At 46.9% G+C, this 11,856-nt stretch carries 8 protein-coding genes; 6 read left to right on the top strand and 2 right to left on the bottom strand.

The window, feature by feature from the left end; translation table 11 throughout:
* Window positions 1-20: 20 nt before the first annotated feature.
* Together CFF01_RS17475 and CFF01_RS17480 are read right to left on the bottom strand one after the other, a co-directional pair.
* A complete protein-coding gene (locus CFF01_RS17475) occupies window positions 21-1,709 on the bottom strand; it encodes an aspartate-alanine antiporter-like transporter (protein WP_088905628.1) in 1,689 nt (562 codons plus the stop codon).
* A gap of 318 nt (window positions 1,710-2,027) precedes the next feature.
* Window positions 2,028-2,933: a LysR family transcriptional regulator gene (locus CFF01_RS17480; protein WP_088905629.1), complete on the bottom strand. Its 906-nt coding sequence runs from the start codon at window positions 2,931-2,933 to the stop codon at window positions 2,028-2,030.
* A gap of 238 nt (window positions 2,934-3,171) precedes the next feature.
* Here CFF01_RS17480 and CFF01_RS17485 point away from each other — a divergent pair, with 238 nt between their 5' ends.
* From CFF01_RS17485 to CFF01_RS17510, 6 genes are all read left to right on the top strand, one after another.
* Entirely contained in the window at window positions 3,172-3,384 is a 213-nt protein-coding gene (locus CFF01_RS17485; protein WP_033539287.1) for a DUF1656 domain-containing protein, read from the top strand.
* A gap of 12 nt (window positions 3,385-3,396) precedes the next feature.
* On the top strand, window positions 3,397-4,260 hold the full coding sequence (locus CFF01_RS17490; RefSeq protein ID WP_088905630.1) for an HlyD family secretion protein: 864 nt from the start codon (window positions 3,397-3,399) through the stop codon (window positions 4,258-4,260).
* 12 nt (window positions 4,261-4,272) lie between these two features.
* A complete protein-coding gene (locus CFF01_RS17495) occupies window positions 4,273-5,712 on the top strand; it encodes an FUSC family protein (protein WP_088905631.1) in 1,440 nt (479 codons plus the stop codon).
* A 450-nt stretch (window positions 5,713-6,162) separates the two neighbouring features.
* Window positions 6,163-7,851 (top strand): hypothetical protein, encoded by a 1,689-nt coding sequence (locus CFF01_RS17500; protein WP_088905632.1) that lies wholly within the window; start codon window positions 6,163-6,165, stop codon window positions 7,849-7,851.
* Between the two features lie 292 nt (window positions 7,852-8,143).
* Complete coding sequence (locus tag CFF01_RS17505) at window positions 8,144-10,234, top strand: carboxylesterase family protein (RefSeq protein WP_088905633.1); 2,091 nt, start codon at window positions 8,144-8,146, stop codon at window positions 10,232-10,234.
* Window positions 10,235-10,311: 77 nt separating this feature from the next.
* Window positions 10,312-11,781: a phospholipase D family protein gene (locus tag CFF01_RS17510; protein ID WP_088905634.1), complete on the top strand. Its 1,470-nt coding sequence runs from the start codon at window positions 10,312-10,314 to the stop codon at window positions 11,779-11,781.
* The last annotated feature ends 75 nt before the right edge of the window (window positions 11,782-11,856 follow it).

Genomic DNA, 11,856 nt, shown 5'->3' on the forward strand with positions numbered 1-11,856 from the left:
TATTTGATGTGACACTCAGGTCACATCAAATTTAAAACCATTGAGACGACAATCAACATCAAGAAGCTTGATGTAATATATGAAACCGCCAAGGCATGAATGGTGCTTTTAAATCCATCCTGCTTATAAATGGCAGGCATGCCGAGACCTGAATGCTGACTACCACTGACGCAGCCGATTAAGTCGCTCGGACTCTTAATCCTGAAAATCCGATAAGCGATAGCAAATGAAAGCAGCTGTGATATCAGCACCACAGCACTACCAACTAAGGCGACCTTAATTCCGCTGGCATTCATGGCATAAATCATCTTCGGGCCAAAATACAAACCCGTGATCGCGGTAAACACCAGCAGTGACACGTTGCGTACAGCATTACTGGTATCTACAGGCAGCATATCTAGCGGGTTGATTTTGTGACATGCCCAGCCCACCGCAATGCCCGAAACCAAGCTGCTCAGACCCATACTGAAATAGAGGTAAATACCGCCTATATTGAGGTGCCACATGCTGATCATGTAAGCCAGTACCAAACCAGCGCCAAATAAGGCCTGATTCACACCGCTGTTTGGCGAGCGCTGACTAAAGTCATTTTTAACCAGCTGCACATCACAAGAACTGCCGGTGATCTGCAATATGTCATGGCGTTTCACCACTAAATCGGGAGTGATCTCCAGTGCCTGCTCATCTCGAAGTAACTCGGTGATACAAACACCTCTGTGTGTACTCTGATTTAAAGCGGTTTTTACCTGCTGCAATGACAGACCCACGAGTTCAGGCGTGTTGACCTGCATCAGATAGCTCTCTTCGCTAACATTGGTCTGGCTATCACAGGGAAGCTCTGTTCCTAACAAATTATCGTCGAAGTAAAACAGGGCATTGTGGCGACCGGTAATGGTGATGATATCGCCTATCGCGATTGGATCCCCATCCTTAAGCCCCTGGTCACTATTGCTGGCACGTGATAGCTCAAAAATAATATCGATAGATGGTGCCGTCAGCTGCTGCAGGGTCTTACCCACCACAGTGCTCTCCTGGTTCACCTCAAAAACACGCCTGACTATGCTATGCGCGCTGTTGATAGGCTTACGCATGGCCGACGGGGTGACATCGAGCAGATCGCTGCTCTCCGTCTGAAACCCCATCACCTTTGGCATAACCTTGGGGAAAAACCAAGACATCATGATCACCGGACCTAGCACACCAAAAATAACCGTGAGCATATAGCCTAAGATAATTTCACTTTGGGCCAGATTTTTAGCGGCTTCACTCACGCCAGAAAAATCACCGATAGCGTCAATGGCGGCACTAATGATTTCAGGATGAACAAAGCTGCCAGCCGTCATGCCAATTGCCATATAGAGATCCAGCTCGAATAGCCAGCTAGCAATAGCAAGGGTCGACACGGCAACGAGACTCATCAATACACTCGCTAGAAGTATAGACTTCTTGCGCAATTTCAGTGTGCTAATAAGGTGATAGCCCCCTTGGTAGCCCACCACATACATGAAAAAGCCAAAGAATACCCACCTAACGCTTGGCGTGATTTCGACACCATTTAAACCAACCAGCATGCCCACCAATAAGGTGCCCACTATGCTGCCTAAGCTAAAACGCCCTACCGAGATCTTTCCGACCAAGAACCCCAAGACCAAAGTGATCAAAATGGGGAAGTAAGGAGAAAAATTGAAAATATTTTGTAGTGTTTCCATCGCCTGACCACTTGAATGTTATAGGCATGCCTAGGTGTTCAGTCATGTCTAGTTAAATTCTATTTATCGTGGCCATCGCTCTCCCCTTTTGCGAACCACTCAAGTGGTGCAAAAGCTAAGCGTATAGACCTCGATTTCAGATGAATTTTATGCGCGACAATGAAACTTAGATAATCGTCTATGAAGGATGAAACCCTTCATAAAAGCCGACACATGACTTAAGTCATGCTAGAAGAATAGGTAAAAATTTGAATTACTTTAGAAAAAGTAAGGTATGAGGATAGGCCTCTGACGTTGCAGAGGCCAACCAATGTATTGTTAACTTGGTGAATCGAGCACCTTAAGGTAATCCATAATACTCTTGTAAATGACTTTCTTAACGATCATCACCTGCTTTGAATGCTGACACCAGAGTGACACGGGGACCTGAACGGCTTCTTTAAGCTGATCGAGCTCAATCTCAACAATATCGTCTGAATAATATTCAGATTGGACTATGGTTCGTGGCAGCAATGCCCAGCCCAATCCCTCTTGTACCATTCTGATAATAAGTGTCTGCTGGTCCACCACTTCATACTGAGAGGAGAGGATCACCCGACTTTCCATATCATCGTCAAGCATAGATTTGAGTACAAATTGGCGGGTCGATTTCATTGCGGTGTAAGTTTCATTCGACGGCATTCGCGCCAGCTCACTATTTTCGCTGGTAAAAGGCACAAAGGCGATGCTGCGCATTAACACCGAATCGATACTACTTATCACCTTACTTTCGAACACGTTGACCAGGCCAAAATGAATAGACCCGTCTTGAATCCCCTTCTTAATTTCGGCTTTCGAACGCACCAATAGATTAACCCTCATATAGGGAAATTCTTCTATTAGTGCATGACGTATCACAGTGAGCACATGCTGGGGAATAAAACTCGGGTAGGCAATGGTCACCGACTCTAACGTGCCATAAGACAGACTTAACGCGACGCGATCGAAGGTACGGGTTTGTTCTATGGCTTGCTTAGCGTAGTGATAGAGTAAATCGGCATCTTGAGTAGGCTCAACAGAGCGGCCAATACGCTCAAACAAGGTGATAGCCAACTGATCTTCTAAGTTAGTGATCACCTGGCCAATCGTCGTGCGATGCTTATCTAGCTTGACGGCTGCCTTACTGAAAGACTTAAGATCATAAACAGTAACAAAAGCAAGCAGTTGTTCTAAGCTAAAGTTCATTATTCCACTCCCTGAAAAATCTTACATGCCGCACTAATTCGCCAGCCATTCGAAAGGATATGTTGAAGCCCTAAACTAGCATATTCGTAAGTGTTTGTTTATCTGTTTTGATGGGTTTGATCCGTCATATGTGATTGTGACTTTATTTGCCAAACCACTAACATCGCTACCCTATCAAAAATACGGTGCCATCAAACCTCGAGATGCGCCATTTTCACATACATAAGGTTAAATACAGATGAACATCATGCCCCATGAAATAGCATTAGGTGATGTCTATTTCCCCCCCTTATTGCTTGTTGGAATACTGGCTTACCTTCTCGCGGCCATGGTTACCGCTATCGGAACCCGACTTGGCTGGCACAGGTATATTGCAGTACCAGCTATAGCAGAGCTCTCAATCACCATCATCTTCGTTGGTGTGATTAGTCAGTTTATTTCAATTTTCTAATTAGGTAACAAGATGTTAAGAAAATATTTTATCACGGCGATAATCGCTATAGCGGCCATTGCGACCCTATACAGCCAGTATCAGACTTACCTTGAAAACCCTTGGACCAGAGATGGCCAGGTGCGTGCCCATATTATTCAAATCACGCCAAGAGTCACTGGCCAGATCATCAATATGCAGATCGAAGACAACTCACAAGTTAAACGCGGTGATCTCTTGTTTGAAATCGATCCAAGTATTTACCAGGCCAGCCTGAATAAGGCGATCGCCAATGAGAAACAGGCGGCCACACTAGTGGATAAGGCAAAAAACGAGGCCCATCGCGCGGTGAACCTTGAAAAACTGACACCAGGTGCACAATCAGAATTAACCCTTAATAACCTGCAAAATGCCATTGATACGGCAGAGGCCAACCTATTGATGGCCAAAGCACAGGTCGAGGAAGCTAGATTAAACCTGCAGTACACCAAGGTAACGGCCCCAACGGACGGTTATATCACCAACCTCAACTACCGAGTCGGCTCTCAAGTGATTGCCAACAACCCTGTGGTTGCCTTGATCGACGCCTCAAGTTTTTGGATTGAAGGCTTCTTCAAAGAGACTGATCTTATGGATGTCGATGTCCAGGATAAAGCACAGGTCACCCTGATGATGCGCGACCATGCAATGCTTAAGGGTCAGGTTCAGAGTATTGGCTATGGTATTGCCAAATCTGACGGCAGTACAGGCAATGCCCTGCTCCCCAATGTTAACCCTAGCTTTCAATGGATACGTCTGGCTCAGCGTATTCCAGTAAAAATTAAGCTCGATCATCTGCCTGAAGATATGCAACTAAGAATAGGCATGACGGCATCGGTTAAAATTCTGAAGCACTAAAGTGAGACTCACATGCTCAGTTCATCATTAAAAGAAGCGATTAAGATCTCACTCGCTGTCGGACTCACCATAGCATTGGCGCTATTTTTTCAATGGGACAAACCCTATTGGGCCGCCATCACAGTGATTGCGATCTCAGCTAATGAATCCTTCGGTCACGGCATATTGCAGGGCAAGCTGCGCATCGTGGGTACCCTCACAGGTATCTTCTTTGCGCTAGTGCTGATCAGCCTGTTTAGCCAGGACCGCATGATGTTCATCGCATGTTTCCACCTATTTTTAGGTGTGTGTGTCTTCTTTAGCAGCCATAAGCGCAACGGTTATGCCTTCACCATGGCATTTACTGCCTTTGCTATTATCGCCATGCTTGGCGGCACCAATGGTACCGCCTCATTTGATATCGCGATCTTAAGAATTCAAGAAACCATGCTAGGTGTGGTGGTGTACTCTGCTGTCTATCGCTTTATATGGCCTGTCACAACAGAGTCACTGTTTTTCGATACCCTTAAGACAGTGACTAAACAGTTTACCTTAGCCAGAAAAGCTCTGGTTGAAGCTAAGACGGATAAGCACATACTAGATGCTAAATCTGATCTCTTTGCCAATCAGCAACATATCGATAAGCTAATGGAACTGTTGGCACTTCCTTTGGCCAGCACCTACCGGTTGCGCTATGAAAAAGCCAAGTGGCAGAGCGTTGCCTTGGCTTGCGATGGCATACAGGCGCACCTACTGAAGCTCGCTAAAGGGATACAACATGAGATGGATCCTAACGATCTCGACAATGGCCTCACCCAACTTGGTCATGAGCTCAGGCTACTTAATGCGACCATCACCAATGAACAGTCAAAAGACGCCGAGTTGATTCAGCACTGGACGAAGCGCGATAGCAGGCTTGATGCTAAAGTCGATGCCAAGATTGATGCCGCAGAAGCAAGAGCAGTCGCTGGAGTAGGAGCAAAGCGTAGGTTGCAGCGACAGCGTTTAACCAACGCCATCACTGCGGTCGCCAGCTCGTTAACCTGCTTCGCCCTATGGATCTACTTTGCCATACCGGGTGGTCCCATTTTTCCGCTTCTGGGCGCGGCCTTGGCTAACGCCAGTGTGCATATGCCTGTAAGTCTAGTAAGGCAGGCCAAATTGGCATGTCTCGCCTGGGGCGCACTGTTTCTGGTTGAGTATTGTTTAGTGTTAACCAACATCACTGAATTGTGGCAGCTTGTGGCCTTCTATAGCTTGAACACGCTATTGATTTTCACTGTTTTCAATAAGCCATCCCATGTTGTCATTCGAATCCTGGGCGGTAACATGCTACTGATCATGACCATGAATGCGCTACATGGCACCCCAAAATACGAGATCATCACACCACTACTAATGCTGATCATCATGTTGCTTTCCTTGACTGTGGCCCGGTTTTACATTCGCTTATTTAAGGCCGAGCCATTGTAGGACGCCGCCAACTCGGCTTAGACCACTGTGAATCTATTGACTATTTTGGGTTGCAGCCTTATTCGGGCGACAACCCAAAATATTTTTTCACTTTTAACAAAAAAAATAACTCCCAATGGGTCTGTTTAAAGCCCTACACAGAGTAAAACATCGCTCCCCGTTAACACTTAACGAACCCTACCACCAACAAAACCACTTTAAAAACAATAAATTACAAACGCAATCACCGCTTTCTCCATCCTACTGCAATTGAAGGGTTTCATCCTTCATAGGCGATTACTTAATTGTCACACCTGCTCATAAAATACCCTCATCGAATGAAGAAATCGAAACCAAGTGACTACTTCAAATCAGGTGTCAGGCAGTTTCGCAACGCTTCAACAATAAACAGTGAATCCAGATTCAGGGTTCGGCCAGTAAAAGACTAGGCAAACGGAAAGGGTAACCTACATGCAAAAGCTTCAATTTCGCACTATCAAAATGACTTCGGGTAAAGTAGCCATGCTTAAAGCGATTCCTTTGGCGCTAGCCTTATCTTTTGGCAACTTAGCCTATGCAGGTGACGATGCACTGCAAGGGGCACCTGCTGCAGTAAAAAGTGCAGAAGAATCTGTGCTAGAGCGTTACGGCATTACCGATGAGCTACTGAAACTGGGCCTAAGCTCACTGAGCTATGGCGACCAGCAAGTTGAGCACGTTAAACGCACAATTGAAATTGCTGGCGAGAAGCATGAGTCAGATGTGTTTTTAGTACAAAGCACAGACAACCGCGGCAACATAGATCTGCGCATCAAGTATGACCAAAGCAAGCTCGATGCCGATGAAGATGTGATCACTAAGATTGAAGAGATCACTAAGCTGGAATATCGCTTAAAAGACTACATGGAGAGCTACGACAAGTCTTCATTAGTCGTCAATGAGATCGGCCCAGACCATGTTGAAATTCACTTCAACTACTCTAAGTATGGTTTGCCGCAAGATATTGCCTACTTCCGTTTTATGCAGGTCAAACTAACTGTGCTCGACGGCAAGGCTAGCACTATGGAGATCACTAACAACGGTCGGTCTTTCGAGTATGACGACTATCGTGTGACCGAGTATGCACAGGAAATTGCCTTCGATACTCTGCCTAATGGCAAGATCATCGTGAAGGAGAAAAACATTAAGGCCAAGGGGCAAAAAGGTAAGAAGCCCGTTAACTACGAGGCAAAACTCGAGCCTGTCGCCTTTTATGATGATGTGCTAGGTGTAATGGTCATGGACCAGGATCTCCTGTCAATCGTCTCAGATCCCCGCATCCGCGAAGAGAAGGTAGATCTGGACAGACTATTCCCAATCTTGGGTGACTTCGTACGTCAACGCGGCATAGATGTACCGCTGCCATTCGGTGTCTCGGTAGCCTACCGCAACCAGGATATGGATGTCGGCTTCAACAGTTTTGACATCATGGGCGTTAACCTAGATGAGTTCTTCGACCCAGAAAGCTCAATCGGTACAGTAAATGCTGAAAGCTACTCATTACGAGCTGACATCAACATTCTGCCCTTCTGGAACGTGTTCGGCTATATCGGCAAGGTGAATGTTGATGCCGTGGTGGATGCCCACTACACAGGCAAGATGAAGGATGTGTTCGAAGACAAACTGGGCGTCGTCGGTGGCAAGCTGGCTTGTGCCGCAGTAGAGAGTCAAGGGGTAGATATCTGCTCACCTGGTGAGTTGAACGTCCCGCTGCATCTTGAATATGACCTGGTCGGCGTGGGTACTACCTTGTCGGTAGGTTATAAAGAGTTCTTTGCCTCGGTCACCGCGAGCTATAGTAAGACTCGTTTGGAAGGCACTAACAATTGGGGCGATGGCATCTTAACCGTTCAACCTATGCTGGGTTATCAGTTCCTTGACTACCGCGCTCAGGTCTTCGTCGGCGCCGAATATCAAGGCCTCAAGCCTAATATGGAAGGCACCTTAGGCTTCGATATTGGCGGCCAGGAGTTTAACTACAACGTAGGTGTTGAGATAAATAAGTGGGCCTACTTAATCGGTTTTAACAAGCAGATTGGTAAAAACTTAAACTTTACCGCCCTATACAACAAAGGTGAAACCAGAAGTGCCTTCACCCTAAACCTGGGCTACCGCTTCTAAACAGTCAACAAACTATCAACGACTCAATCTATTTGGTTGAGTCGTTTTTTATTTATTGTCCACACTTTGCAACTCTCGCGAAGCTAACCCTCTACTTCGCTCGTGATCCACCAGAACCAGCGATTTGCCAAATGACAAGGGCGCGTAGACCTCTCACCTGCTAGTACTTATCACAATCAGCTTAGAGAGGGTTCAATCCTTCATACACGATTATTGCCTGGTCATAAAGCGTACTACTATAGCCCCATCAAATGAGCCTCTGCTCATCCTATGCAGATATTTGGAGTCAAAAATGACAATGTTTTCACGCTCAGCCTTAGCCGTACTTATTTCGCTATCGTTAGCCGCTTGTGGTGGCGATGATGATAAATCAGGTGGCAACCAGCCAGTTCCTGAAGTGCCAGCTGTCGAGCCGCTGCCACCTCAGCAGATCACTGTACAGATTGGCGATCACAGCCTTACTGCCATGAAAGAATCTGTTGTCGTCGACGATATCGAAGGCGAAGCTGCACGGGTTGAGCTTGAAGCCTTTAAAGGCATCCCTTATGCCAATGCTGTCCGATTTGAACACAGTCAGCTCAATGCCCTAGACACAGTGACGGATGCCACTGAGTTCGGCAACGCCTGTCCGCAAAACCGCGACACCATCCAGGCTCAGTCAGAGGATTGCTTAAACCTCAACATCTGGCGTCCTGAAGATACCGCTGCATCTGCTGCTCTGCCTGTCTATGTCTTCATTCACGGTGGTGATTTTGAAGTCGGCTCAGGTGCCGATCCTCTGGTTCAGGCTGACAATGTCGTTGCCCAAGGCGCACTCGATGGTAAACCTTTTATTGCTGTGACCATCAACTATCGTCTCGGTATTCTAGGTAGCTACTGGCTTGATGGTACCAAAATGCCAGAAGGCGGTAACTTTGGCTTAGGCGATCAGAAGCGAGCACTGCAATGGGTGAACGAAAACATCGACCTATTTGGCGGCGATCCTGATAATGTCACACTTATCGGTCAGGAAGCAGGCGCTATGTCTGTGGGCATTTTGCAGCAAAGCCAGACCCAAGAAAACATTGCAGGCACCTACTTTCAACGCGCCATTATGCAAAGTAACGCCTATGGATTTGATTACAAATCCTATGGTCAGGCACAAACATTTAGCCAGAAGCTAGCACAATATAGCGAAGCGCTGCATCAAAATGATACCGAGTTGGCAGAGCTGACTCTGGAGCAGCTGATGCAGGTTCAAGCCAAAGCTACTGGACTGTTACACACAGTTGGCGCCTGGTCTGGCATCGACTGTATTGATACTGACGATCTGGTTGGCAGCGGCCTATGTTTCGCCGGTAAGCTAGACAGCGAAATGACACCTCAGCATCATTTGAAGCCATTTGCGCCCTACGTAGAGTATCGTGCTAAGGGGTTCTTGAAGCCTGAAATCAGCGGCCACCACCTCACCACTCAGCCGGCACAAACCGAATATACAGTACCTACTGTAGTTGGCTTTAACAGTAACGATGGCGCAACAACCAGCTTTTTGCCGAGCCTAACCTCGTTGATCCCAACGATCATTGAGTTGATCAAAGAGATGAATAATGCCCCTGAGGGCACAGAGCCATCGGCGCAGGCCATTCAAACCTGGCTTGCTTCTCAAGACAACCTTGACCAACTGGAGCAGCGCTTGATGCAGCTAACACCAGAGCAGGTTACCACGCAGGTAGAACTTGGCGATATCCTGCCAGGCAGCGCCTACGAGGCCATAGTGAAATTCTTCTTTGGCCTGGGCAATGGTGAGTTGGCTAACCAGTTGTTTGCATTAACCGATTACGCCCCTAACAACGAGAGTAACCTCTCGGGCGCTGTGGCAAACATGGCACAGTTTGGTCAGCTGACTAACGACTTACTCTTCAGCGGCCCGGCTCGCATTAAGGCAAAGCAGAGCAGCGACAAGGGACAGGTGGCCACTAGCTTGTATCAATTTGACTATAAGCCAAGCTTCAATAGCTGGACTGTCTACAACGAAGGGGAAACCATTCACCCAGGTGATATGTTCAGATCAACTAGCTGCTTAGGCAAAATATGTACGGGTGCAGAGCTGCCGTTCATCTTTAATAAGCCTTACAACTTGGCCGGTAGCCAGGTGAAGCCAAGTATTAAAGACACGCTACTGATGAACAAGATGTCACGTATCTGGTTTAGTGACGAGCTATTCGCCGACTATCAATATGATACTGCGACTGACAATGTGCTCAGCATCAATAAGGACGGTGAGATCTCAACGATCACCGACTGGGATGCCCAACAAAATGTTGGCGTAGATCCAGAGCTTAGAAAAGGCCGCCTAACCGGTCTAGAGCAGCTCGGTCTAATCATGAGCTATTTCGACAAGTAAGCCTTAACTCCCCTTCCTTAAGGCTGACTGGCAAATCGCCAGTTAGCCTTAAAAGCCGAATTAGGACTAGAAAGCCGATGATAAACAAATCTTTATACCGCACAGCAAGCACACTTTTGCTGTCATTATGCGCCCTGGTACTCACGGGATGCGCCAGCTCCTTCCCTGAGGTGGAGCCCACATTCGAGTCTGATTGGCAGTCTCAGCCCCATCAGGCACAGGTGTATCTGATCCCTAAGGCAAGTGAAGCGCTTGCGCGACGCATAGAGGCGATTCGCCATGCACAGCACAGTATCGATATCACCTATTTTTCCTGGAACAAGGATCTCTCAGGTCTGTCGCTACTCAACGAGTTGAAGCAGGCGGCTGATAGGGGAGTAAAGGTTCGTATCGTCTTAGATGATCTACTAGTGTTCAATGAAACTTGGCTGGCTGAACTGGGCCATCATGAACAGATGGAGATCCGCATCTTTAACCACTTCAATTCTCGTAAGGCGGGTTGGTTAGGTCGTAGCATCGACTTTCAACGCCACAGGGGCCAGCTGGATAATCGACTGCATGAAAAATATTTCAATGTCGATGGTCAGTTGATGATCTTGGGCGGGCGCAATATCGGTGATGACTATTTTGGTTACAGCCAGGACGCTAACTTTTTCGATTTAGATGTAGTCTTTAAAGGCGATATTATTCAGCCATTTATGGCTAACTACAAACAACTGTGGAACAGTGAGCTGGTGACCCCAGTTACGATGCTGATTAAGACCAAAGAAGCTGGCAGCTACCACCAATTTAATCAGGCATTGGAACATGCTCAAGCAGAAGAGACTCAAGTCGTTGAGGCGATTGCTAGCTCGCTAACCTCACTACCTGCCATGAGCTTTATTGATGCCAAGGTCACGCCTGTCTTCGACTCGCTAGAGAAAGTAAAAGACAATAAGCCTTATTTTAGAACTCGGGTTGAACGCCTGATGGAAGAACCGGTAAACAATGCAAGTAAAGCCGTTATCTCAACACCTTATTTGCTGCCGACTCAAACTAAGTTCAAAATTATTGAGAGTCTGACTCAACATAATGCGGCGGTGACTCTCATCACCAACTCGTCGGCATCGAACGACTCAGCTTTCGTCCCTGCCTACTTTGAGCAATATCGTCCCCAGTTATTGGAGATGGGGGTAGAGCTGTATGAATTTAAGGATAGCGCCATCAATGATGATCATCTCTATCATGGTGCAACCTACTATCACAATAAGACATTTATATTTGACGACAAACTCTCTTATATAGGTTCGTCAAATTTCGACCCACGCTCAGACTTTCTTAATATTGAGTTTGGCGTGGTGATCGATAGCCCAGCCTTTGCAGCCAAGTTGACAGACTATCTGCTGGGCAAGAAGGAACAGCTCTATTGGCATGTATCTCAAGCCGAAGACGGCACCATACGTTGGCATTCGGGTGAAGAGGTTCACGATGCCTCACCAAACTATGGTGACTGGCACAAGCTGCCTGATTGGTTTATCAGGCTGCTCGATACCGAATTCGAGCTATAAGCCTATACATCATTAATCGCAGTACCGGGTGACGACTGAATACAAGTCGTTGCCCGGAAAATGCCAACCTTAGCG

It is taken from the genome of Shewanella marisflavi, from assembly GCF_002215585.1.
Classification (GTDB): Bacteria; Pseudomonadota; Gammaproteobacteria; order Enterobacterales; family Shewanellaceae; genus Shewanella; species Shewanella marisflavi.